The sequence below is a fragment of the Curtobacterium sp. VKM Ac-2889 genome, from assembly GCF_015350855.1.
In the GTDB taxonomy this organism is placed as follows: domain Bacteria; phylum Actinomycetota; class Actinomycetes; order Actinomycetales; family Microbacteriaceae; genus Curtobacterium; species Curtobacterium poinsettiae.
On record NZ_JADKSC010000002.1, the window covers coordinates 148204 to 171920 of the forward strand.

The 23717-nt window shown below is 71.9% G+C and carries 18 protein-coding genes; 11 read left to right on the forward strand and 7 right to left on the reverse strand.

Annotated features, from left to right (window positions below; all coding sequences use genetic code 11):
• Positions 1 to 51 precede the first annotated feature (51 nt).
• The 3 genes from ITJ50_RS06580 to ITJ50_RS06590 are packed head-to-tail and all read left to right on the forward strand — an operon-like array spanning position 52 to position 3579.
• Positions 52 to 1740: a cation:proton antiporter gene (locus tag ITJ50_RS06580; RefSeq protein ID WP_017885948.1), complete on the forward strand. Its 1689-nt coding sequence runs from the start codon at positions 52 to 54 to the stop codon at positions 1738 to 1740.
• A 52-nt stretch (positions 1741 to 1792) separates the two neighbouring features.
• Positions 1793 to 3274, forward strand: a complete 1482-nt coding sequence (locus ITJ50_RS06585; RefSeq protein WP_140449230.1) for an ABC transporter permease — start codon at positions 1793 to 1795, stop codon at positions 3272 to 3274.
• Positions 3275 to 3291: 17 nt separating this feature from the next.
• The gene (locus ITJ50_RS06590) at positions 3292 to 3579 is read left to right on the forward strand and encodes a hypothetical protein (RefSeq protein ID WP_140449229.1); all 288 of its coding nucleotides are present in this window, start codon (positions 3292 to 3294) and stop codon (positions 3577 to 3579) included.
• A 17-nt stretch (positions 3580 to 3596) separates the two neighbouring features.
• On the opposite strand, the gene ITJ50_RS06595 is transcribed toward ITJ50_RS06590, so the two are convergent.
• A complete protein-coding gene (locus tag ITJ50_RS06595) occupies positions 3597 to 4121 on the reverse strand; it encodes an 8-oxo-dGTP diphosphatase (protein WP_194590172.1) in 525 nt (174 codons plus the stop codon).
• A 64-nt stretch (positions 4122 to 4185) separates the two neighbouring features.
• Here ITJ50_RS06595 and ITJ50_RS06600 point away from each other — a divergent pair, with 64 nt between their 5' ends.
• Positions 4186 to 4536, forward strand: a complete 351-nt coding sequence (locus ITJ50_RS06600) for a tryptophan synthase subunit alpha (protein ID WP_111038858.1) — start codon at positions 4186 to 4188, stop codon at positions 4534 to 4536.
• Positions 4537 to 4555: 19 nt separating this feature from the next.
• Positions 4556 to 5446, forward strand: a complete 891-nt coding sequence (locus ITJ50_RS06605) for an aminodeoxychorismate lyase (RefSeq protein WP_071252333.1) — start codon at positions 4556 to 4558, stop codon at positions 5444 to 5446.
• Positions 5447 to 5665: 219 nt separating this feature from the next.
• Here ITJ50_RS06605 and ITJ50_RS06610 read toward each other — a convergent pair whose 3' ends face one another.
• A complete protein-coding gene (locus tag ITJ50_RS06610) occupies positions 5666 to 6865 on the reverse strand; it encodes an amidohydrolase (RefSeq protein WP_017885953.1) in 1200 nt (399 codons plus the stop codon).
• A gap of 93 nt (positions 6866 to 6958) precedes the next feature.
• Between ITJ50_RS06610 and ITJ50_RS06615 the strand changes: the two genes are divergently transcribed.
• Together ITJ50_RS06615 and ITJ50_RS06620 are read left to right on the forward strand one after the other, a co-directional pair.
• Complete coding sequence (locus ITJ50_RS06615) at positions 6959 to 8158, forward strand: Fic family protein (protein ID WP_194590173.1); 1200 nt, start codon at positions 6959 to 6961, stop codon at positions 8156 to 8158.
• A 29-nt stretch (positions 8159 to 8187) separates the two neighbouring features.
• A complete protein-coding gene (locus ITJ50_RS06620; RefSeq protein WP_194590174.1) occupies positions 8188 to 10359 on the forward strand; it encodes a S9 family peptidase in 2172 nt (723 codons plus the stop codon).
• 105 nt (positions 10360 to 10464) lie between these two features.
• Here ITJ50_RS06620 and ITJ50_RS06625 read toward each other — a convergent pair whose 3' ends face one another.
• Complete coding sequence (locus ITJ50_RS06625; RefSeq protein WP_017885956.1) at positions 10465 to 11994, reverse strand: CYTH domain-containing protein; 1530 nt, start codon at positions 11992 to 11994, stop codon at positions 10465 to 10467.
• Between the two features lie 58 nt (positions 11995 to 12052).
• Between ITJ50_RS06625 and ITJ50_RS06630 the strand changes: the two genes are divergently transcribed.
• Complete coding sequence (locus ITJ50_RS06630) at positions 12053 to 12325, forward strand: mycoredoxin (protein WP_027464730.1); 273 nt, start codon at positions 12053 to 12055, stop codon at positions 12323 to 12325.
• 101 nt (positions 12326 to 12426) lie between these two features.
• On the opposite strand, the gene ITJ50_RS06635 is transcribed toward ITJ50_RS06630, so the two are convergent.
• Positions 12427 to 14553, reverse strand: coding sequence for a DEAD/DEAH box helicase (locus tag ITJ50_RS06635; RefSeq protein WP_042538474.1), 2127 nt, complete (start codon positions 14551 to 14553; stop codon positions 12427 to 12429).
• 483 nt (positions 14554 to 15036) lie between these two features.
• Positions 15037 to 16281, reverse strand: coding sequence for a phosphotransferase enzyme family protein (locus tag ITJ50_RS06640; RefSeq protein ID WP_017885959.1), 1245 nt, complete (start codon positions 16279 to 16281; stop codon positions 15037 to 15039).
• An 80-nt stretch (positions 16282 to 16361) separates the two neighbouring features.
• Between ITJ50_RS06640 and ITJ50_RS06645 the strand changes: the two genes are divergently transcribed.
• Positions 16362 to 17456 (forward strand): FUSC family protein, encoded by a 1095-nt coding sequence (locus ITJ50_RS06645; protein WP_082046881.1) that lies wholly within the window; start codon positions 16362 to 16364, stop codon positions 17454 to 17456.
• A gap of 67 nt (positions 17457 to 17523) precedes the next feature.
• Here ITJ50_RS06645 and ITJ50_RS06650 read toward each other — a convergent pair whose 3' ends face one another.
• Entirely contained in the window at positions 17524 to 17856 is a 333-nt protein-coding gene (locus ITJ50_RS06650; RefSeq protein ID WP_071252316.1) for a hypothetical protein, read from the reverse strand.
• 170 nt (positions 17857 to 18026) lie between these two features.
• Here ITJ50_RS06650 and ITJ50_RS06655 point away from each other — a divergent pair, with 170 nt between their 5' ends.
• Together ITJ50_RS06655 and ITJ50_RS06660 are read left to right on the forward strand one after the other, a co-directional pair.
• Entirely contained in the window at positions 18027 to 18704 is a 678-nt protein-coding gene (locus ITJ50_RS06655) for a response regulator transcription factor (protein WP_017885962.1), read from the forward strand.
• Positions 18701 to 20212 (forward strand): sensor histidine kinase, encoded by a 1512-nt coding sequence (locus tag ITJ50_RS06660; protein ID WP_017885963.1) that lies wholly within the window; start codon positions 18701 to 18703, stop codon positions 20210 to 20212. The genes ITJ50_RS06655 and ITJ50_RS06660 overlap by 4 nt, the downstream gene beginning before the upstream one ends.
• An 82-nt stretch (positions 20213 to 20294) precedes the next feature.
• Here ITJ50_RS06660 and ITJ50_RS06665 read toward each other — a convergent pair whose 3' ends face one another.
• Positions 20295 to 23705: an error-prone DNA polymerase gene (locus tag ITJ50_RS06665; protein WP_017885964.1), complete on the reverse strand. Its 3411-nt coding sequence runs from the start codon at positions 23703 to 23705 to the stop codon at positions 20295 to 20297.
• Positions 23706 to 23717 lie beyond the last annotated feature (12 nt).

Sequence of the window (23717 nt, forward strand, 5' to 3'; positions counted from 1 at the left end):
TCGCTTCACACTCGTTCAGGTTCGGAACCATGCCGATGGAAGAATGGGTCCATGGACACCGCTGAGCTCCTCATCCTGTTGATCGGATCGCTCGCGGTGACCGGGTTCGCTCGAGCCAAGGGGCTCCCCGCTCCCCTGCTCGTCACAGCGGTCGCCCTGGCGGCGTCGTTCCTGCCCGGGCTGCCCCCGATGGAGATCGACTCCGAGGTCATCCTCACGGTGATCCTGCCGCCGCTGCTCTACTCCGCCGCGCTCGACGTGTCGTGGCAGAGCTTCCGCGGCTCGATCAAGCAGATCCGACGACTCGGCATCTTCCTGGTGATCGTGACGGCCCTGGTCGTCGGCGGGGTGGCGTACCTGCTCATCCCGGACATGACGCTGCCTGCGGCGATCCTGCTCGGCGCGATCGTCGCCCCGCCGGACGCGGTGTCCGCCGCCGCGATCGGCCGGAAGCTCGGACTCCCCCGGCGTGTCATGACCGTGCTGTCCGGCGAGAGCCTCATCAACGACGCGGCCTCGCTGACCCTGGTGCGCGTGTTCACGCTCATCATCGCCGGCACGTCGCTGACGGTCTGGCAGGACCTCGGCATCTTCGGGCTCGCGATCGGCGTCGGCCTGGTCGTCGGCATCGTGCTCGGCGTCGTCGTGCACTGGATCCGGATGCGCATCAACGACCCCGTGGTCGAGACGATCATGAGCATCCTGCTGCCGTTCGTCGCGTACATCCTCGCCGAGGACCTGTCCGGCTCCGGCGTGATCGCGGTCGTCACGGCCGGCCTGTACATCGGCTACAACTCACCGAAGGAGGGCTACGCCACCCGCCTGCAGGAGCGACCGCTCTGGACGAGCATCGACGTCATCCTCGAGGGCTTCGTGTTCGCGCTCATCGGCCTGCAGCTCAACACCGTCGTGCAGGACCTGGTGGAGAGCGAGCGCAGCCTCGGGCAGACGCTCACCGCGGCGGCCGTCGTGCTCGCGGTGGTGATCCTGGTGCGGCCGCTGTTCGTGTTCGAGTCGTACGTGCGCAACCGGTTCAACGGGAAGTGGCTCCGGCCGCTGCGGATCAAGCTGTCCCGCGGGCACCCCTCACTGCGGTGGATGCGCGGTTCCGCGGAGCCGAAGCTCAACTGGCGGGAGCTCACCGTCATCTCGTGGACGGGCATGCGTGGCGTGGTGACCCTGGCGGCAGCGGTCTCCGTCGTCGCGAGCCCGACGCAGATCCCGGCGCAGGACACGATCTTCATCATCGCCTTCTTCGTCACCGTCGGCACCCTGCTGTTGCAGGGGCTCACGCTGCCCTTCGTCATCCGCGCGCTCAAGGTGCAGGACCCGGCCGAGGGCGAAGAGGACGTGCGCAGCGAGATGCGACTCAACCAGCGCACCACCGAGGCCGCGATCGAGCTGCTCGAGAAGCGACGTCCGGCGTGGGCGAAGCAGTACGGCTCGGATGCCGTCGACTCGGTGGTGAACCGGCTGAAGGCACGACTCGAGCGTCAGGCCGAGACCTTCCGCCAGGACGCCGAGGAAGAAGAGGACGAGGAGCGGAACGTCGCACTGCGCCTGCGCGGCTCGCAGATCCAGGACATCCGGCGCGAGCTGCTCGACCGCCGCCGCGAGATCGTGCTCGAGGAGCGGGAGAAGGGGAACCTCGACGAGGAGGTCATGCGCCGCGTGCTCGTGACCCTCGACGCCGAGGAGCTCGCGATGGACTCGGCGCAGGCATCGCGCAGTCGCTCCTGAGCACCTCGGGCGTATCCTGGCGCTCCGATCGAGAGCAGGAGCAGAGCGCCGAGTGAGCACGCCGCGGAACGACGTCCCCAGGAACGACGACGGACCGGAGCGCCCCGGCGGTTCGCGTCCGATGCCCCCGAAGTCGCGCGGGAGCCGGCCGTCCACCCAGGGGACGAAGCCGCGTCGCGGTGGCAAGGTCGCGGGACACGCCAGCCGGTCAGCACCCCGGCGGCAGGCCCCCGTCCCCGCCCCGCAGCAGTACAGCGCGTACCGCCGCTGGTACTCGACACTGCACCCGTCGCTCCAGCTCATCGGCCTGCAGCTGTGGATGCCGCTGTTCTTCATCGTCGGGTTCTGCCTGTGCTACGTGTTCGCGTTCCACGCCCCGCACCCGCACGACGTGCCGATCGCCCTGGTCGGCAGCGACCCGTCCTTCGTGCAGGCCGTGCAGCGGGCGTTGCCGGGCGAGTTCGTGTTCCACTCCTACGACTCGCTCGCCCAGGCGAAGCGCGACGTGGTCGACGGCTCGATGGCGGTCGCGTACGACCCGGCCGCGAACGAGTTCTTCAAGGCGAGCGCGCACCAGTTCCAGGTCGCGAGCCTCGTGCCGGCCACCCTCAGCGCGGTGCTCACCGGCCTGGGCGTCGCGACCCCGAAGGTGACCGAGCTCGCGCCCCTGCCGGCGTGGGACGAGTACGGCACCGTGGCGATGTACGTGATGCTCGCGTGGTGCATCGGCGGCTACATGGTCGCGATGTTCATCGGCATCATGGGCGGCCCGCTCCGGCACCGCACCCGCATGACGGTCATCGCGGTCGGCGGCCTGGTCATCTCGCTCATCACGAACACGCTCGCCGGCCCGGTGCTCGGTGCCATCCACGGCCACTGGATCCAGCTGGTGCTCATCGCCTGGGGCTGGATCGTGGCGATCGGCCTGGCGGTGAACGGTCTGAGCTACTTCGTCGGCCGCTTCATCGCCGCCCCGGCGATGATCTGCTTCGTCTTCCTGTCCATGCCGTCGTCCGGCGGCGCCTACCCGAAGTGGTTCATGCCCGAGCCGTTCGCGTGGCTCAACAACGTCGTGGTCGGCTCGAGCATGGTCGACATGATCAAGCACCAGGTCTACGGCGTCGGCCCCGGTCCGGCCCGAGGCCTGATCACGATGGCGTGCTACGCGGCGGCCGGCCTCGTGCTCATGTACTTCGGCAAGCAGTGGTGGGAGCGCAAACGGATCCGCGCGATCGTCACCGGCCGCACGACGATGTTCCAGGACGCAAACACGGCCAACCGCGAGTTCCTCGGCGGGCAGCGCGACGCCGAGCTGGAGCGCCACGGGCTGACCTCCACCGAGACCGGCACCCTGAGCGTGCTGCGGGACGACGACTGGGAGGACGAACGCACCGGTGGCGACGTCTTCACCGGCGCGCGCGACGGCCTCGAACCGGGCGCGACCCCGACCGGTCGCATCGCCGTGCAGCGCCCCGCGAACCGGAAGGAGCCGCGACCGGCGGCGGCTCCGCACGGCAAGCACGCCGACCGCTGACGCGTATCCTGAGGGGCATGAACCCCCGAATCACCTGGCACCGCGTCCTCGTCACCGTCGTCGTCGTGTTCCTCGTGCTGACGCTGGGCTTCTACGCCGCGAGCGTCCTGCTCGCCCCAGCCGACGGGCGCGGCACCGCCGGGCTGTTCGTCGGGTGGGCGATGTTCTCGATGATCGGTGCGATCGTCGTCGGTGTCATCGACTTCTTCGTGCGACCCCTGGGCGGCCGGAGCGGCGACGCCGACGTCATGGCCGCGGCCGAAGAGGCCCGGACCGGCAGCACCCGCACGCAGCAGCCGCGCTAGCCGCTGGCAGCGAGGCGCTAGTCGCCCGCGCCGACGCCGACGCCCGTCCCGGTGAACCCGGCGACCGACGCGTCGTCCTCCGCGAACGTGAACCGCGCGCGGACGCTGCCACCGGCGAGCACCCCCGGCAACCAGTACCGGGCGTCGTCCCACATCGCGTCGTAGGGCACGGCGTCGACCGGGATCCACCGCGGCTCCAGTTCGTCCGAGCCCGACGGGTCTCCCTGCCAGCGGCGGCAGACGAAGACGTCCGAGACCTGGGACCAGGACGGTCGGTACGGGAACCGGTAGTCCAACGTGCCACGGGCCTCCAGGTCGACCGCGTCGAGCCGCAGGCCGACCTCTTCACGCACCTCGCGCACGGCGGTCTCGACCGCCGTCTCGCCGGACTCGCGCTTGCCGCCGGGGCCGACCAGACGGCCGGTGCCGAGGCCGCGGCGCTTCTCCCCCAGCAGCACCTCGGGCCCTGCCTCGCCGTCGCGCAGCAGGTACACGACCACCACCCGGGGATGCTGGGACTTGCTCTCGTCGCGAGGGGTCACGCGTCCAGTGTGACCGATGGAGTGTCGTACGCTCTTCCCATGGCAGGCGTGCTGCGGGGGCACCATGGCTGAGCCCCGCAGGACCGGGCGCAGCCTCGAAGTGCTGCGCGCCGAGGCCGCTGAGGAGATCTCGATGCTCGTCGAGCACCGGAGCCGTCAGGGCGAGGACCCGTGGGAGTTCATGCCGACGCTCCCCACCGTCGACGAGCAGGTCGTGCTGATCCTGCGCGCGGACGCCGTCGACCTGGACGAGGCGATCGGCAAGCGGCACGCACAGTGGTCGAGCCACCCGGCGTCCGGGCAGGGCACCAAGCTGGGTGAGGAGTACCACCGGCTGCGCCGGATCGCGCTGCAGCACCCCGAGCTGACGCCCGCCGTGTGGAAGCTGCTCGGCGCCCTGCCCGAAGCGGGCTGAGCTGCGGTTGGATGGACGCATGACCGAAACCGTGCTCGCCGTCCTCAACCAGCCCTCCCGCGACGCCGCGCCGCACGACCCCGCGGCCGACGCCTTCACCTGGGCGAAGCCGCTCGAGGAGCACGTGCAGGTGCAGGACCTCGGCGTCACGCGCGGCGACGGCGTGTTCGAGACGATCACGGTGATCGACGGTCGGCCCCAGGCCCTCGAGGCGCACCTCGCCCGTTTCGGTCGCTCCGCCGCGATGCTCGACCTGCCCGCCCCCGACCCCGAGGCGTGGCGCCAGGCCATCGAGGCCGTCTGCGCGCGCCTCGACCCGGTGCGCGAGGCCTTCGCCAAGACCGTCCTGACCCGCGGCGTCGAGGGCACCGACCGTCCGACCGGCTGGGTCTACGCCGCGCCGTCTGGCGACTCCACGGCCGCCCGCATCGAGGGGATCTCCGTCGTCGTCCTGGACCGCGGCTACCGGCACGACGTCGAGCGCACCTCGCCGTGGCTGCTGCAGGGCGCGAAGACGCTGTCGTACGGCGTCAACATGGCCGCCCTGCGCGAGGCGGTCCGCCGCGGCGCCGACGACGCCCTGTTCGTCTCGAGCGACGGCTACGTGCTCGAGGGCACGCGCGCGAACCTGATCATGAAGGTCGGCGACCGGCTGGTCACGCCCCGCACCGACATCGGGATCCTGGCGGGCACGACGCAGGCCGACGTGTTCCGCTTCGCTGAGCAGGAGGGCGTCGAGACCGCCTACGAACTCGTCACCCTCGCCGATCTGGCAGCCGCGGACGCGCTCTGGCTCGTGTCGAGCGTGCGGCAGGCGGCGCCGATCCGTTCGGTGAACGGCGACGCCCGCGCGATCGACGCGGACCTGACGACTCGCATCAACGACTTCCTGCTGGCGCGCGAGGTCTGAGCACGGTCTGACCGCTCGACCCGGAAGACGCCGTCGTGTCCGCGAGGCGCCGCGGAATTGGGCGGCGTCTCGCGGGTGTGACGGCGTCGTGCCGAAACGACGGCGTCTCTCGACCGGACACCTGACGGACGGGAGGCCCGTGGCGGGCTCGCCACGGGCCTCCCGTCCGCCTGAGGCTGAGCCCACCGCGTCACGCGAGAGGCCGGCGTCTCGTGGCCGCTACCAGCGCGGCGTGGTGACGCCGGCCCCGTCGGCCCACGCGAAGACGGTCTCGCCGTCGATCCAGACGCGCGTCGCGCGGCTGGTCGCGTCGAGCGGGTCGCCGTCCCAGAGCACGAGGTCGGCGTCGTAGCCCTCGGCCAGGCGACCGACACGGTCGCCGAAGCCCAGGAACTCGGCCGGGTTGACCGTGAGCGCCTCGAGTGCGGTCTGGGCGGGCAGGCCCTCCTTCACGGCGGCGGTCGCCTGGTCGACGAGCATGTTGATCGGCACGACCGGCGCGTCCGTCGTGATGGCGACCCGGACCCCGGCCGCCGCGATGGTGGCGAGGTTCGGGATGCCGCGGTCGCGGAGTTCGACCTTCGAACGGCTGGTGAAGAGCGGGCCGTAGATGACCGGGATGTCCTTCGCGGCCAGCACGTCGGCGATCTTGTGCGCCTCGGTGCCGTGGTTCACGACGAGCCGGTAGCCGAACTCCTCGGACAGGCGGATGGCGGTGGCGATGTCGTCGTGGCGGTGGGTGTGCTGGTCCCAGACGAGTTCGCCGTCGAGCACCCGGACGAGCGTCTCCTTCGTCAGGTCGCGGGCGAACGGCTCGTCCTTCGCGGCGGCGGCATCGCGGGCGGCCTTGTAGTTCTGCGCGTCGACGAAGGCGTCACGGATGATCTTGGCGACACCGAGCCGGGTGGAGGGGGTCTGGCCCTTGCCGCCGTAGACCCGCTTCGGGTTCTCGCCGAGGGCGCTCTTCACGCTCACCGAGTCGGAGATGAGCTGCTCGTCGATCGTCCGGCCGCCCCAGGTCTTGATGGCGACGCTCTGGCCGCCGATCGGGTTGCCCGAGCCGGGCTTGACGACGATGCTCGTGATCCCGCCGGCGAGCGCGTCCCGGAAGCCCTCGTCGTCGATGTCGATCGCGTCGATCGCGCGGACGCCCGCCATGTTCGGGGCGGTCATCTCGTTCGTGTCGTTGCCGGCCTCGCCGTTGGCTTCTTCGTGGATGCCGACGTGGCCGTGCGCCTCGACGAACCCGGGGACGAGCCACGAACCCGCGGCGTCGATGACCGTCATGCCGTCGGGCGGGGTGACGTCGGGCCCGACCGCGGTGATCCGGCCGTCCTCGACGATGACCGCGCCGCCGTCGAAGGCGGGGGCGGAGACGGGGACGACGTGGGCACCGGTGATCGCGAAGGAGTTGCTCATGGCACCAACGGTACGCGGGGGCGTGCGGGCGGGGCGTGCGGGCGAAATACCGATTCCTGGCGCCGGACGTCCCGGCGGCCCTACCGTCGCGGGATGGCACACCGGAGCGAGACCTGGCCCACGCACCACAGCGCCGAACGACCCTGGCGCAGCGCAGTCCGCGGGTGCCGTGACGACCGGCTGGTGACCACCGTGCGGGTGTCGCTGCCCCCGTCCATCGCCGGGGCTCGGTGGACACCCGACGACGACACCGTCGCGCTGCTCGACCGGAGCGCCACGGCCCTGCGCACCCTCGACGTCCACCACGGCTCCCGGCTCGCACCGCTCGGGTCCGTGCTCGGCCGGACCGAAGCCGTGGCGTCGTCGCGGATCGAGGACGAGCCCGCCTCGATCGACGACCTGGCGCGCGCGCTCGTCGGCATCCGGGCGAACCCGGGTGCCACCGCGGTGGTCCGGGCCGGCGGCGCCGTCGAGCACCTGGTCTCCGCGGCGGACTCGGGCATCGTCACGGAGTCGTCCCTGCTCGAGGCGCACCGTCTGCTGATGCGCGACGACCCGGTCGACGGACGGTCCGCAGGCCGGTACCGCGACGTGCAGAACTGGATCGGTGGCGGCGCCACACCCCGCGACGCCCGGTACGTCCCACCGCCGCCGGAGCTCGTGGCACCGCTGATGGCCGACCTGCTCGCGTTCGTGCACCGTGTGGACCTGCACCCGATCGCCCAGGCGGCCATCGCGCACGCGCAGTTCGAGTCGATCCACCCCTTCACCGACGGCAACGGTCGGACCGGGCGGGCGCTGATCGGGGCCGTGCTGCGGCGCCGCGGGGTCACGACGACGGTGACCGCGCCCGTGGCCACCGCACTCGCGGCGGACCGACCGCGGTACTTCCGGCACCTGGAGCAGTACCGCGACGGCCAGGTCACCGGGTTCGTGGCCGATCTGGCCCTGGCGATCGGGACGGTCTGCGACGAGGCGACGCTCGGCGCCCTGCTGCTCGCCGAGCACGACGCCGACCGGTCCACCGGTCCCTGCGCCACGGGCCCGCACGCCGTCGTCGGCCGTGCGCTCGCCGACGACCCCGTCCTGACCGAAGCGCACCTGGGAACCCTGCTCACCGCCGACCAGGTCGAGCGCGTCACGCTCGACCTGGTGCTGGCGGGCGTGCTCCGTCCGGTCACCCGTCGCCGCCGTGACCGCGCCTGGGTGGCACCCGCCGTGGTCGCCGAGCTCGAGGCGTTCGAGCAGCGGGTGCACGCCGCTGTGGGCGGCCACGAGCGGACCGCGGCCTGACCGGGGGTGCGGGCGAATAGGGTGGGACGGTGAGCAACGAGCACACCGCATCCACCCCGCCCAGCGCCGCCAAGCGGCCCGTGACACGGACCCACCACGGCATCGACTTCGTCGACGACTACGAGTGGCTGCGGGACAAGGAATCCCCCGACACCCTGGCGTACCTCGAAGCCGAGAACGCCCACACCGACGCCGCGACCGCGCACCTCGCGCCGCTGCGGGACCGCATCTTCGCCGAGGTGAAGAGCCGCGTGCAGGAGACCGACCTCTCGGTGCCGGTGCGCATGGGCGACTGGTGGTACTTCACCCGCACCGCCGAGGGCAGCCAGTACGGCGTGCACTGCCGCGTGCCCGTCGCCGGCCCTGACGACTGGACGCCGCCCGCCGTGGTCGAGGGCGAGTCGACCCTGCCCGGTGAGCAGGTGGTGCTGGACGGCAACGCCCTGGCCGACGGCCACGAGTTCTTCTCCCTCGGCACCTACGACATCAGCGACGACGGCACCCGCCTGGTGTACGGCATCGACGTCGAGGGCGACGAGCGGTACACCCTGCACGTGCGCGACCTGGCTTCGGGGACCGACCTCGGCGACGCCATCCCGAACACCGGGGCCGGCGCCACGTTCGACCCGGCGGGCCGCTACGTCTTCTACCCCACGGTCGACGAGTCCTGGCGTCCGGACAAGATCTGGCGGCACACCGTCGGCACCGCGGCGTCCGAGGACGTCCTGGTGTTCGAGGAACCCGACGACCGCTACTGGGTCGGCGTCGGCGTCACCCGCTCGTCGCAGTACATCGTCATCGAGCTCGGCTCGAAGATCACGTCCGAGGCGCACGTCCTCGATGCTGCGGACCCGACCGGTGAGTTCCAGGTCGTCTGGCCCCGCCGCGAGGGCGTCGAGTACGAGATCGAGCACGCCATCGTCGGTGGCAGCGACCGGTTCCTGGTGCTGCACAACGACGGCGCCGAGAACTTCGAGCTCGTCGACGTCCCCGCCGACGACCCGACGTCCGAGCGTGACCGCCGTGTCGTCGTGGCGCACCACACCGAGCGCCGCATCGAGTCGGTCGACGCCTTCGCCGGGCACCTCGCGCTGGAGTACCGGTCCGAGGCGCTCCCCCGCGTCGCGATCATCCCGATCGAGGGCGACGGCTACGGCGACGCGCACGAGGTCCCCTTCGACGAAGCCCTGTTCTCGGCGGGGCTCGGTGGCAACCCGGAGTGGGAGCAGCCGACGCTCCGCATCGGGTACACGTCGTTCGTCACCCCCTCCGAGGTCAGCGACCTCGACCTGGCCACCGGCGAGGTCACCGTCCTGAAGCGCCAGCCCGTGCTCGGTGGCTACGACCCGGCCGACTACGTGCAGGAACGCGACTGGGCCACCGCGGCCGACGGCACCCGCGTGCCGATCTCGCTCGTCTGGCGCCGTGACGCCGTCGACCAGGACTCGCCGTCGCCGCTGCACCTGTACGGCTACGGCTCGTACGAACACTCGATCGACCCCGGCTTCAGCGTCATGCGCCTGTCGATGCTCGACCGCGGTGTCGTCTTCGCGGTCGCGCACGTCCGTGGTGGCGGTGAACTCGGCCGGCACTGGTACGAGAACGGCAAGACCCTGACGAAGAAGAACACCTTCACCGACTTCGTCGCGGTCGCCGAGCACCTGATCGAGTCCGGCCGGACGAGCGCCGACCGGCTCGTGGCCGAGGGCGGCAGTGCGGGTGGGCTCCTGATGGGCGCCGTCGCGAACCTCGCACCCGAACGGTTCGCCGGCATCCTGGCGGCCGTGCCGTTCGTCGACGCGCTGACGAGCATCCTCGACCCGGACCTGCCCCTCACCGTCATCGAGTGGGACGAGTGGGGCGACCCGCTGCACGACGCCGAGGTCTACCGCTACATGAGCGAGTACACCCCGTACGAGAACGTCCGCGACGACGTCCAGTACCCGCAGATCCTCGCCGTGACCTCGATCAACGACACCCGCGTGCTCTACGTCGAGCCCGCGAAGTGGACCGCGAAGCTCCGCGAGGTCGGCGCGCCCGTGCTGCTGAAGACCGAGATGTCCGCCGGCCACGGTGGTGTCAGCGGTCGGTACGCGTCGTGGAAGGAGCGGGCGTTCGAACTCGCCTGGCTGCTCGACGTGCTCGGGCTCGCCGACGAGACGCCCGCCGCGGCGACCGCCACCCCGATCGCCGCGGGCTGAGCAGCGCCGCGCACTTCGTGAGCAGAAGAGGTCGGGTCCGAACGCGGGACCCGACCTCTTCTGCTCACCAAGCGAACAGCGGCGCACGCAACGCGCGCACTCCGCTCACACGCGGTTGAGCGCGTGCACCGCCTCGTCGTAGGACTCCTCGGCCAGGCGCACCCGGTCCCCCGCGAGCACCCCGTACCCGAACGTGCCCTCACCGCCACGCTCCGCGATCGCCGCGTTCGCCCGCAGGATGTCGAGGGCGTGCAGCGACCGCACCCGCTCCGTCAGCACGTCGGCGGCGGTGCCGATGCGCTTCCACAGCGCGTGCGGGAACGCGTCGTCGCCGAGCACGTCCATCGCCATCCGGGCCCGCATCGTCTCCTGCCACGCGGCCTCGGTGGTGCTCCGGTCGGCGGCCTCCCGCTCGGCGGCGGTGTCCGAGGTGTCGTCGGCGACGGCGGCCCGGACGAGCTCGCGCACGCGCGGCTTCACGTCGGCGCCGACGTCCTGGGCGACCTGCTTCGGCGAGCGGAGCGACCACGCGGTCGGCAGGGGACGCTCGGCTGCGTCGTCGAGGGCGTCGAGCAGCTCGAGGAACGGCTCGCCGTGCAGGAACGCGACGACGTCCCGCACCGCCTGGTCGCGACGCTCACGGGTCGAGGCCAGGATCCGCTCACGGGTCAACGCGTCGACCAGGTCGTCCTGCGCCGGCGACGACGCCCGCGGCAGCCGGTCGATCAGGTACTCGGCCAGCGCCGCACGCGCGGTGACGCCCGCCAGGCCGTCCGCCGCCTCGGCGGCGCGGTCGACGGCCTCGCCGTCGGGGAACGCCGGGCGGTAGGCGCCCAGGATCGCGGCGATCTCGAGGGTGGTGTCGGCCGCTTGCCGGAGGTCGGCCGTGTCGCCGGAGCGGAGCCGGGCCTCCTGACCGAGCAGCGCGATGCGCAGCTTGCGCACCCGCTTCGCCAGGATGCGTGCAGTCGTGCCCTTGGCCGGCTTCTCCTCGGTCTGGAGGCGCGGTGCCGGTGCTCCTGCCAGCCCGCGTGCCAGCTTGGACGCGACTGCGGCGGGGCCGGCGCCGACGGCCGCGAAGCGTCCGTCGAGGGCCGCGAACAGCTCGTGGGCAATCTGCGGGTCGACGCCGTCGACGGTCTCGACCTCGACCTCACGCCAGGTGCGCGGGGTCTCCGGGGCGTCGTCGTCGAGGCGCTGGGCGGTGACCTGGTCGTCGGCGAGCTCGGCGATCTGGTCGCCGTCCTCGTCGAGCAGTCGGGTGACGGTCCGGGTGGTGGTGATCCGGACGACCGGACGCAGCCCGCGGCCGCGACGCTCGGTGAAGAGTGCGGCGAGGACCTCGTCGGGCACCGTGTCGGCGTCGTCGGTCAGGGGGAACTGCTGCTCGTGGCGGACCGTGTCCGACTCGGAGCGCTTGATGTGCCAACCGGCGTCGGGGCCACCGGTGCGACGGCGGACCGTCACCCGCGCGGCCACCAGGTCGTACCGCTCGGTGTCCCAGTAGGTCGCGTCCAGTTCGAACGGCTCCTGGTGCTCGGTGCGGAGGATGCCGCCCGCGCCGACGAGGTCGGGGAGGGCACCGCCCTCGGGCAGGTCGTAGGTGCGCTCGATCTCGAGGTGCGTGTGGCTCACACGGTCTTGTCTACCAGGCACTGCGCGGATTCCCCGCACCCGGGGTTAGCCTGCAGGGATGAGCGACACGATCACCCGCGAGCAGTTCACGCCCGAAGCCGGCGGCGTCACGATGTTCACCACCACGTGGTGCGGCTACTGCGCCCGGCTGAAGAACCAGATGTCCAAGGCCGGGGTCCCCTTCACCGAGGTCGACATCGAGCAGACCCCCGGTACCGCGGAACTCGTCGCCGAGGTCAACGGCGGTAACCAGACGGTGCCGACGCTGGTGTTCCCCGACGGGACGACGGCGACGAACCCGTCCCTGGCCGAGGTGCAGTCCCGCATCTGAGCGGCGGCGCTTCGCAAGACACCGGCGTTCACGCTCCGAACACCCGCATGACGCGGTTCAGAGTGCGAACACCGGTGTTTTGCTGTCCGGACGCGCCTGCGCTAGCCGCCGAGCGCCTCGGTCAGCAGCGCGGCCATCGCGTCGAGCTGGATGTCGCCGGAGTCGACGACCGCTTCGTCCGAGCCGTCGAGCGCACGGGCGGCCAGGGACGCCTTCGAGTCGATGAGCTCGGCGATCTTGGTGTCGATCGTCTGCGCGGCGATGATGCGCCACGCGGTGACGGGCTCTTCCTGCCCGATGCGGTGCACGCGGTCGATCGCCTGGGTCTGCTCGGCGCTCGTCCACGACAGCTCGGCGAGCACGACGTTCGACGACACCTGCAGGTTCAGGCCGACGCCGGCCGCGGTCAGCGAGCAGACGATGACGGCGACGTCGGGGTCGTTCACGAACGAGTCGATCTCGGCCGTGCGCTGCGTGGGGGTCTGGTCGCCGCGGATCGTGGCGGTGCGCAGCCCACGACGGGCGAACACCTCTTCCGCCTGGTCCATCACGTCGAGGTGCTTCGCGAAGAACACGACCTTGCCGACGTTCGAGGCGAGCTGCGCGGCGTAGTCGGCCGCGAGCTGGGCCTTGGCCCGGCCGATGCGGCGGACCATCGAGAACACGTTCTCGCCGGTCGACGAGGCGTCCTGGTCCTCGAGCTCCCAGCGCGCGACCTGGCGGACCAGCTTGTGGTCGATGCCGACGACAGGGTCCTGCCCGGTGCGGGCGTCGAGCGCCTGGTGGTACCGGCGGACCAGCTTCGCGGTGAGCTCGCGCTCGGCGTCGCGGATGGAGCGGCCCTCGTCGCCGTCGAGCTCGACGGGGATGTCGGCGATCCGGCGTGCGGGGATGTCCGCGGCGACGTCGACCTTGCGGCGTCGGACGATGCCCTGGTCGATGACGGCACGGCGGGCCTCGACGAAGAACCCGGGGTCGGCCGGGGTCAGTCCGATCTCCTCGAGCTCGTTCATGAGCTTGGCGCGCGGCTTCTTGTCGTCGATCCATCCGAGGTACTCCCAGATGGTGCGGAAGTCCTCGACCGAGTTGATGAGCGGGGTACCGGTCAGCGCCATGAGCAGCGGGGTGGCGGTGCGCTGCCGGATGCGCTCGGCGATCTGCAGCACGAACCGGGCGCGCTGCGAGTCCTTGTTCTTGATGAAGTGCGCCTCGTCGACGACCATCCCCTTGAACCCGAAGTTGCCGAGCCACCCGGCGTGCCGGTCGAGGATCTCGTAGTTCACGATGACGATGTCGGCGAACCCGTCGAGGTCGTTGCCGTCCCCGTGGATCACCGTGGCGCGGCGGTTCGGCACCCAGCGCTCGGCCTCACGTGCCCAGTTCGTCTTGACGACGTTCGGCACGACGACGAGCAGCGGGAACGCGTTCGCGGCGTCGGCGGCGAGCAGCGACTGCGCGGTCTTGCCGAGGCCGGGCTCGTCGGCGAGCAGGAAGGTACGGTGCCCCTGCGCTGCGGCGGTGATGAGCTCCGCCTGGTGCTTCATGAGCGTGGTGCCCGAGCGCGAGTGCAGCGTCGGGGGCTCCGGCAGCGGCATCGTCGCCGCTCCCCCGCCCGCGCCGTACTCGAACGACTTGAACAGCGGTCCGAACAGTTCCCAGTTCGCCAGGCGGCGCGGGTGCGCGACGGGCTGGTCGGCGAGGGCGAAGTCCGGAGGCATGAACGGGTTCGCGAGCTGGCGCTGGACGACGGACTGCGGCACGACGGCACGCACCGGGGTCTCGACCACCGCGGCGGGCTCGGACGCGATGACGAGGTCCTCCGGCTGCAGCTCGACGCCACCGGCGATCATCATGTCGCGCTTGACCGCACGCGTCGCCTCGGGCACCTGCACCTCTTCGGCGAGGAGCTGGATGACGCTGGTGTCCCGCGCCGCCGTCTTCGCCAGGATCGTGGCCACGCCGTCGAGCCGCTTGAGCTGTTCGGCGCGCTGCGCGTCGGTGAGCTCCGTGTCGGCCTTCACCCGCGCGCGCTCTTCGCGCATCAGCAGGGCGACCGCCTGGAACTTCGTCCGGTTCGACGCCTTGAGTGGTCCGCGCTGCGCCGCGGCCTCGACCTCGCGCACAGCGCGGGCGAGGACGGGGATGACGCCGTCGTTGTCCAGCGGCCTGGTGCGACGTGACGCGGTCCGCGTCCCGCCGGCAGCACGCCGGGTGCCTGATCGAGCCAACGCTCCTCCTGTTCCGCCCACACGTCGGGGCGATCCGCCCGTGGGGCGGGAAGTCCTGCACCGGGGCCTGGCGCGGCTCCGGTTCGGCCGCGGGCCACCGTGGCCCACCGCATCGCCGGTCCCCGCAACGGGACGTCCGGTGGACTCCCGCGAGCCGTTCCACACGAGCACCTGCCGGGAGCAGGTTCGGACGGTCCGCGCCGGGATCCGGCGTCGTCACACGCACGTGGTGCCCCCTCGGGGCGCTCACGGCCCGGTCCCCGCGTCGATCAAGTGATCGACGGCTGCGTCCGGAATCGACGCGGCACGCGGGAACACGGTGCGTGCGCGCTCAGTTTACTCCCGGACCACCGACGGAGGCGACCGCCGCGTTGCCCGCGCGCGTCGCGACGGCGGACGGGAGGCCCGTTGCGGGCCCGACCCGCGCCTCCCGTCCGTCCTGCAGTCGCGTCCACACCGCCGAAGCGACGGGGCTGCGAGCCGTCAGGCCTGCGGTGCGGACCGCGGGCGGGTCGATGCGCCGGTCGGGAGGCTCGGGGCCGCGTCCGCCAGGGCGGCTTGCGTCGCGGCGAGGAGCTGCTGGGCGGTCTGGATCCCGTTGGCGGAACCGGTGGTCGCCTGGCCGCCGGCGTGGGCGAGCAGCTGCGCGCCGATGGCGGGCCCGATGCGGTCGGTCTCGCGCGGGTTGCGCGCGACCCAGTCGCGGGCGATCGCGTCCGCGAGGCGCTCGGCGGCGGCGCCGCGCTCCGCGTCACCTCGGGACCGGTGCCACAGCCCGGTCACCACGAGGTGGGCGACGACGGCTCCGACGTCACGGACCGGGAACCCCCAGCCCGCGGTGTCGATGTCGAGCAGGCCCGAGATGCGCCACGGCTCGTCCTCGTCGACGAACACCTGCTCCAGGTGCAGGTCGCCGTGCACGACCTGCTTGGTCGAGCTCGACCAACCGATGGAACGGCGGCCGATGGCGTCGTACAGGCGGTCGATCTCCTCGGCGTCGCGCGGCAGGGCGGCGATGAGCGTGCGACGGTGCCAATCGGCGTGGTCCATCGCGTCGGCACGGGCCTGCTGGGTCATCGGCACGGTGGCGACGCGGCCGCTCAACGCCGCGAGCGACGCCACGAAGCGCGGGTCGTCGGCGATGTCGAGGATGCGGCTGCCGGCCGGCACGCCGCGGATGCGCTCGAGCACGAGCAGGCCGTCACCACGACTGGACAGCACGCGCGGCACCGGCAGGCCGGCCGCGACGAACTGCTCGTGCGACTGCACGATCGGCGCGACCCGGTGCGGACGGACGATCTTCAGGAACAGGGTGCGCTCGGGGGCGTCGACGCGCACCACCGCACGTTTGCCGGGCCGGTACGCGGCGACGGTGAGCACCGGGTCGGTGACGGGCATGCCGAGGGTGGTCAGCAGCTCGGCGACGGCGTCGCGGTAGGTGACCTGCGGCAGCACCGGCAGGCCTGGATCGTTCGGGTACGCCCAGACCGACACCGGTTCGCCCGTCGCCGGGTCCGTGACGATGGCGCTGTTCTGGTCGTGGGTGCCGCCGGTGTCGACGTAGGTCAGGACCGTGGCGCGTTGGCCGTTGCGGTCCAGTGTGTCGACCTCGTAGCCGTACAGGTAGCCGTTGCCCGACGGTTCGACGGAGTGCGCCCGCGCGGCCACCACGGAGGTCCCGGAGCCGGCGAAGGCCTGCGGGATGACGCGCTCATGGTTGGGCCACACGACATCAGTCAACCGCGTCGCACGGGTTTCGTCGCGTTCGTGCACGGCTCGGCGCGCGGCCGGTGGCTACCGTGGTCGGTGTGAACCCGGTCGCGCGTCTCCGCAGCTCCAGTCGCACGCCGTTCCTGCAGGTCGTGAAGACCGCCGTCGCGGTGGTGGCCGCCGTGCTCCTCTGCCGTCTGGTGATCCAGGGGCCGTTCCCCACCTTCGCGGCCATCGCGGCCCTGCTCGTGGTGCAGCCGAGCATCAACCAGTCGTTCGTGAAGGGGCTCGAGCGGAGCGCGGGCGTCGTCATCGGCGTCGTGCTGGCCACCGGGTTCCACCTGCTGCTCGGCGACGGCGTGTTCGTGGTGCTGCTCGTCATCGTGCTCGCGATCCTGATCGCGTGGGCGCTCCGGCTCACCCCGACGTCGGCCACCCAGGTGGGGATCAGCGGGATGCTCGTGCTCACCGCCGGGGTCGTGACGCCGAACTACTCCGCCGACCGGATCCTCGAGACCGTGATCGGTGCGATCGTCGCCCTGGTCGTGAACGCGCTCATCGTGCCGCCCGTCCTGCTCGAGCCGGCGCACCTCGCCGTCGCCCGGCTCGCCCGCGACACCGCGGTGGCGTTCGAGCGGATCGCGATCGGCCTGACCGAGGGGTGGGACCGCGCCCGCTGGGACGAGGCCCTCGTCGCGGCCCGGGCCCTCCGGCAGCAGCACGCCAAGGCCGAGGCGTCCCTGGGGTCGGCCCGCGAGTCCCTGACGATGAACCCGCGCAGCGGCAGGCACCGGACGATCCTCGACCGCGACGTGGTGGTCACCGACCACCTGCGCATCCTGGTGACCCGGGTCACCGGCATGACCCGGGCGATCCGCGACAACACCGCCCCGGACCTGCGGGACGATCCGGTGGTGCACGGCATCGCGACCGAGGTGGCGCGGATCGGGGCGGACGTGCGGGCGCTCAGTGCGCGGGTCGAGTCGACGCGGCTCGACCCGGCACCCGGGGCCGGTGGGGCGGACGCCGCTGCGCTCGGACCGGACGCCGAGCCGTGGGCGGAGGCCTCGGAGCCGGCACTCACCGCGCCCCTCGAGGTGGTGCGTCCGAACTCCCGGCACTGGGTGCTCATCGGTGCGCTGCTCGAGGACATCCGACGGGTGCGCGGGGAACTGCTCGGCGAGGACGACTAGGCGCGTCGCGTTCGCGCGGTGCTGGGTCCGCCTCAGCGTACCGCGCAGGCGTTGTGCCGGGTCCACCTCAGCGTGCCGCGCAAGCCGCCTCCGACGCCGTCCGCACCACGTCGGACCAGATCACCTCGGTCGGCACGACGTCGGTCGCACCGGGGACCCCGGTGTCGGCGTACCGGTTGATCTCGGCGACGACGGCCTCGATGCCGACCTCGCGTGCGGCACGGCTCGCCACGTCCGGCACCGCCGTCCGCAGCTCTGCGACCACGCGGTCGCGCGGTACGTCCTCCAGCTGTGCGAGCGCGCCGATCCCCTTCCACGCGGCGTCCAGTTCGGCGCGCAGGCGCACGATTGCCGGGTGGTCGATCGAGTCGTTCATGATCCCCCAGTGCGGGCGGCGCATCGGGTCGCGCTGTCCGCTGCCGGAGCCTAGCAACGAAGCAAGCGACGCTCACGTCCCTAGAACGTGGGACAGACCGTTCCGCCCTGTCCTGTGACGAGATTCAGCGAGTTCGGCCTGAGAACGGCCCTCGGCGACGGTTCGATGCCACGATGGGTCCGAGGAGGTCCACTATGCGGCTGTTGGTGGTCGAGGACGACGACGAGATGCGGGCCCTGATGGAGCGCGGACTCGCGGCCGAGGGGTACCGCGTGACGGCGGTCGAGAACGGTGTCGAGGCGCTCATCGCGCTCGGCGAGCAGGCGTTCGACCTTGCGGTCGTGGACGTGATGATGCCCGGCATGTCCGGCTTCGAGCTCGCCCGGCGGATCCGTGAGCGCGAGGACCCCGTGCGGATCCTGCTCGTGACGGCGCGCGACGCCGTGGATGACCGTGTGTTCGGGCTCGACGCCGGTGCGGACGACTACCTCACCAAGCCCTTCGCCTTCGCCGAGCTCACCGCTCGGCTGCGTGCGCTCGGCCGTCGTGAGTCCGCCGGGGCTCCCCGCACGATCGAGGTCGGCGACGTCTCCATCGACTCCGAGGCACGCCGCATCTCGATCAAGGGCCAGCGCGTCGCCGTGAGCCCCACGGAGTTCGCCCTGCTCCGCCTGCTCGCCCGGTCCGCCGGCAGTGTCGTCGACCGCCCGAAGATCCTCGAAGAGGTCTGGGACGGTTCGCAGCACGTCGACCCGAACGTGGTCGAGCAGTACATCTCGTACCTCCGCAAGAAGCTCACCGCGCACGAGGCCACCGTCGCCATCGCCACGGTCCGCGGTCGCGGGTACCGCCTGGATCTGCTCGGGGCGTGAGCGGGGCCGACGACGCCCCACGATCGGACCACCGACGCGGTGGTCCGATCCGGCCGCTGCGTCTGCTGTCGCTGCGTGCCCGGATCACGATCGGTTCGACGGCGATCGCGGCGATCGTGATCCTGCTGCTCGTCCTGGTGATGCGGTTCCAGGTGGTGAGCGTCGTCGCGAGTGCGACCCGCACGCTGCTCGACGCCGATGCCGACCCCTACGTCGCCACGCTCGAGGTCGACAGCGACCCCGACCTGTCGTCACCGGGCAACGCGCAGCTCGTCGCCGTCGTGTCCCCGTCCGGCGAGATCGTGCTCTCGACGATGCCGGACCGCGTCGAGCAGGCGCTCGGCAGTCTGCGGTCCACCCCTGCCGGCACCTCGATCATCACGGCATCCGGCTCGGAGTACCGCGTCGTCGTGGAGCACCCCGTCAACGAGGCCGGCCGGTGGACGGTCGTCGCCGCCCGTAACTCGCAGGCCGAGGCCATCGTCGTCGACGACCTCACGACGACCCTGTCGTTGACCGGCCTGGCGATCCTGCTCGCCTTCGGCGTGGCGTCCTGGGTGCTCGCGACCACCGCGTTGCGTCCGGTGAACCGGATGCGCCGCGAGGCCGAACGGCTCTCCGTCGCCCCGGAGCGCGCCGAACTGCCGGTGGGCCCCGCCCGGGACGAGCTGGCATCCCTGGCGACGACGCTCAACGCCTTCCTGGCCCGGACCCGGCAGGCGACCGAGCGTGAACGCCAGATGGTGTCGGACGCCAGCCACGAGCTCCGGACGCCCCTGGCCATCCTGACGACCCAGCTCGACCTCGCCTCGCTCGACGGCAACGACGCCGCCGCCCTCGCCGCCCACATCGAACGCGCCAAGCACAGCGTCGCGCGGTTGTCCCGGCTCGCCAACGACCTGCTCGCACTGTCGCGGATCGAGGAGTCTGAGCAACGTGAACAGGACGGCGACCGACGGCCGGAGACCGCCTGGTCGGACCTCGGCGACGAGGTGATGGCAGCGGTCGACCGCGTCCGGCTCATCGCGTCGGCGAAGGACGTCACCGTCGACTTCGACCTGGAGCCGCCGGTCGCCGTCGGCGGGTCCGGCCCGGGCATCGGCGGCGGCACCGTGGAACCGCGCTACCGGATCGACACGGGTGGGATGGCCCAGCTCGTCACGAACATCGCGGGCAACGCCGTGGCCGCACTCCCCCGCGGTGGCGGCATCTTCGTGTCCTGGCGGAGCACCGGCGGCCAGGGCGTGCTGCAGATCACCGACGACGGCCCCGGTGTACCCGAGTCGTTTATCCCCGTGGCCTTCGACCGGTTCACGCGTCCGGACGAGGCACGGACGTCCCGCCCGAACCCCGACCCCTCCACGGGCGCCGGCGCCCTGCCGGGCGGCTCCGGTCTGGGACTCGCGATCGTCCGCGCGGTGGCGGAACGCGCCGGGGGCACGGCGTCGCTCCGCAACGTGCCTGCCGGTGGGCTCGAGGTCACGATCACCCTGCCCGAGGTGCGCTGAGCTCGACCGATCACCCGAGCAGGACCGATCACCCGAGCAGGACCGCTCACCCGAGCACGACCGATCACCGGCGCAGGACCGCTCACTGGAAGTCGCGCGACCGGGTGCGGACGGACAGCGACAGGTGCTCGATGCGGTCCGCCACCAGGTTGACCACGCCGTCGGGTGACCGCTCGAGGATGCCCCGGACGATCACCGCCGGGGACTCCCGCGCCACCCGGCGGTAGCGCCCCCACACCCCGACGCTGCAGATGACGTTGACCAGCCCGGTCTCGTCCTCGACGTTCAGGAACGTGATGCCGGACGCGGTCGCCGGACGCTGCCGGTGCGTCACGATCCCGCCGACCTCGACCCGTCGTCCGGTCTCGGCGGTCGCGGTGTCCTGCACGCTGAGCACCCGGCGGGCTGCGAGCCGGTCGCGCACGTGCCGGACGGGGTGGTCGTCGGTCGTCATGCCCGTCGACCACATGTCCGCGATGAGCACGTCCCCGCTCGTCATCTGACCGAACAACGGCGGCTGCACGAACACCTGCGTGTCCGGCAGCTGGTCCGGACGCTCGGCCGCGGCCTGCGCAGCCGACCACATCGCACCGCGGCGGTCGATGTCGAACGGGGCGAAGGCGTCGGCGGCAGCGAGGGCCTCGAGCTGCGGCGTCGTGAGTCCGACCCGGCGGGCCAGGTCCGACATGTCGCGGAAGGGGCCGTTGGCGTCCCGCTCGGCGACGATCTTCTCGGCGCTCTTCCGGCTGAGCGACGCGACCTCGGCGAGCCCGAGCCGCACGGCGAAGGCACCGTCGCGACGGTGGCTCGCGGTGTCGTCGGGGAGCGCCTTGTCGAAGGGCAGCACCGGAGGCTGCTCGGCGGCCAGGCAGGCGTCGGCACCGACCGGGGCGTCCCCGTCCGGCAGCGGTTCGAGCGTGGCGTCCACCCCGGACCGCAGGATGTCCGGTCGCAGCACGCGGACACCGTGCCGCCGGGCGTCGGCGACCAGGGTCTGCGGTGAGTAGAACCCCATCGGCTGCGCCCGGAGCAGCGCTGCCAGGAACGCCCCCGGGTAGTGCAGCCGCATCCACGCGCTCGCGTAGACGATGAGGGCGAAGCTGATCGAGTGGCTCTCCGCGAAGCCGAAGTTCGCGAAGGCCTGGATCTTCGCGTAGATCGCGTCGGCGTCGGCGCCGTGGATGCCGTTGTCCGCCATCCCCGCGTAGAGCTTGTCCCGCAGCCGGTCGATCTTCTCGTGTCCGCGCTTCGACCCCATCGCCCGCCGCAGCAGGTCGGCGTCGTCCCCGGAGCAGTTGCCGACCGCGATCGCCATCTGCATGAGTTGTTCCTGGAACAGCGGGACCCCGAGGGTGCGTTCGAGCACGGGTTCGAGCGCCGGGTGCATGTAGGTGATCGGTTCCTCGCCGGTGCGCCGTCGGATGTACGGGTGCACTGCGCCGCCCTGGATCGGCCCGGGGCGGACGAGTGCGACCTCGATCACCAGGTCGTAGAACCGCCGTGGGAGCAGTCGGGGCAGGGTGCCCATCTGCGCGCGGGACTCCACCTGGAACACCCCGATCGTGTCCGCGCGGCAGAGCTGGTCGTAGACGCCCTGTTCCTCCTTCGGGATGGAGTGCATCTCCCAGCGCTCACCGCAGTGCTCTGCCGCCAGGTCGAACGAGTACTGCAACGCGGCGAGCATGCCGAGCCCGAGCATGTCGAACTTCACGAGCCCCATGTAGGCGCAGTCGTCCTTGTCCCACTGGAGCACGGTGCGGCCGTCCATCCGGGCGTGTTCGATCGGCACGACCTCGCCCACCGGGCGGTCGGTCAGCACCATGCCGCCGGAGTGGATGCCGAGGTGCCGCGGGAACCCGAGGACGTCGCTCGCGAGTCCGACGACCGCCGGTGGGATGTCGTGGTCCTGGCTCTCGGTCACCGAACCCCACCGTTCGACCTGCTTCGACCATGCGTCCTGCTGTCCGGGGCTGTGGCCGAGCGCCTTCGCCATGTCGCGCACCGCGCCCTTGGGCCGGTAGGTGATCACGTTCGCGACCTGGGCGGCGTTGTGCCGGCCGTACTTGGCGTAGACGTACTGGATCACCTCTTCGCGGCGGTCCGAGTCGAAGTCGACGTCGATGTCGGGCTCCTCGTCGCGCATCGCCGACAGGAACCGCTCGAACGGCAGCCCGTAGCGGATCGAGTCCACCGCGGTGATCTCGAGCAGGTAGCAGACCGCCGAGTTCGCCGCCGAACCCCGCCCCTGGCAGAGGATGCCCCGGCCGCGGGCGTACTGCACCATGTCGCGCACGATCAGGAAGTACCCGGGGAAGTTCTTCTCCTCGATCACGGACAGCTCGCGCTCGATGCGCTCCCGCTTGCGGGGCTCGACGCCGTCGGCGCTGCCCGGGTAGAACCGCCGGGCACCGGTCCAGGTGAGCTCGCGCAGCCACGACATCGCGGTGTGTCCGTCCGGGACGTCGAGGTCGGGCAGCCCGGGCTTGACCGTCTTCAGCCGGAACCCGAGCTCGTCGGCGAGTTCCACGGTCCGTTCGACCGCGCCGGGGTAGCGCCCGAACCGTCTGGCCATCTCGGCGCCGGAGCGCAGGTGGGCGGTGTCGGCCGCGGGCAGCCAGCCGTCGATCTCGTCGAGGCTGCGGCGGGCACGGACCGCCGCGAGCGCGGTGGCCACCGGGAACCGGTCCGGGGTGGCGTAGTGCACGTTGCCGGTGGCGACCAGGGGCAGTGCGTGCTTCGTGGCCAGGGCGGCCAGGGCGTCGTTGCGGGCGCTGTCGAGCGGGTCGCCGTGGTCGAGCAGCTCCACCACGACGTTGCGGCTGCCGAACCGGTCGAGCAGCACCCGGAGCGCGGTGTCGGCGGCGGATTCCCCACCCTGCTCGAGGGCCTGCCGCACGGTGCCCTTCCGGCACCCGGTCAGGACACGCCAGTGGCCGTCCGCGCGTGCGGCGAGGTCGTCGAGGTCGTACTGCGGGCTGCCCTTCTCGGATCCGGCGGCCAGGTGCGCGCTCGTGACCGCGCCGGCCAAGCGGTGGTAGCCGTCCTGCCCGTCGGCGAGCAGGAGCAGGTGCGAGCCCTCGGGGTCGGGCACACCGTTCTGCGGTTCGGTCAGCCCCAGGGACAGCTCGGTGCCGAAGACGGTGCCCACCTGCGGGTAGGACTCGGCGACCTCGGCCATCCGGGCTGCCCCGTAGAAGCCGTCGTGGTCGGTGAGCGCGAGGGCGTGCAGCCGGAGCCGGGCGGCTTCTTCGAACAGGTGCTCGGGCTGACTGGCGCCGTCGAGGAAGCTGAAGGCCGAGTGCGCGTGCAGTTCGGCGTACGGCACGACCGGGCCGCCGTCGGTGTCGATCGGCGACGGGACGTACGGCTCGCGCTTCCGCGACCACGCCGGGCTGTCGCCGCCGTCGCCGTCGTGCGCGGTGCCCGGGCTCCGTTTGTCGGACAGCGCGCGCTCGAACTGCGACCACGGGACGGGTGGGTTGCTGTAGCCCATCAGGACACGCTC

Bases quoted from the DNA above. Each gene is read 5' to 3' on its own strand.
- ITJ50_RS06580 (WP_017885948.1), top strand. From the start codon at position 52: ATGGACACCGCTGAGCTCCTCATCCTGTTGATCGGATCGCTCGCGGTG.
- ITJ50_RS06590 (WP_140449229.1), top strand. From the start codon at position 3,292: ATGAACCCCCGAATCACCTGGCACCGCGTCCTCGTCACCGTCGTCGTC.
- ITJ50_RS06600 (WP_111038858.1), top strand. From the start codon at position 4,186: ATGGCTGAGCCCCGCAGGACCGGGCGCAGCCTCGAAGTGCTGCGCGCC.
- ITJ50_RS06605 (WP_071252333.1), top strand. From the start codon at position 4,556: ATGACCGAAACCGTGCTCGCCGTCCTCAACCAGCCCTCCCGCGACGCC.
- ITJ50_RS06610 (WP_017885953.1), bottom strand. From the start codon at position 6,865: ATGAGCAACTCCTTCGCGATCACCGGTGCCCACGTCGTCCCCGTCTCC.
- ITJ50_RS06615 (WP_194590173.1), top strand. From the start codon at position 6,959: ATGGCACACCGGAGCGAGACCTGGCCCACGCACCACAGCGCCGAACGA.
- ITJ50_RS06630 (WP_027464730.1), top strand. From the start codon at position 12,053: ATGAGCGACACGATCACCCGCGAGCAGTTCACGCCCGAAGCCGGCGGC.
- ITJ50_RS06650 (WP_071252316.1), bottom strand. From the start codon at position 17,856: ATGCGCCGCCCGCACTGGGGGATCATGAACGACTCGATCGACCACCCG.
- ITJ50_RS06655 (WP_017885962.1), top strand. From the start codon at position 18,027: ATGCGGCTGTTGGTGGTCGAGGACGACGACGAGATGCGGGCCCTGATG.
- ITJ50_RS06665 (WP_017885964.1), bottom strand. From the start codon at position 23,705: ATGGGCTACAGCAACCCACCCGTCCCGTGGTCGCAGTTCGAGCGCGCG.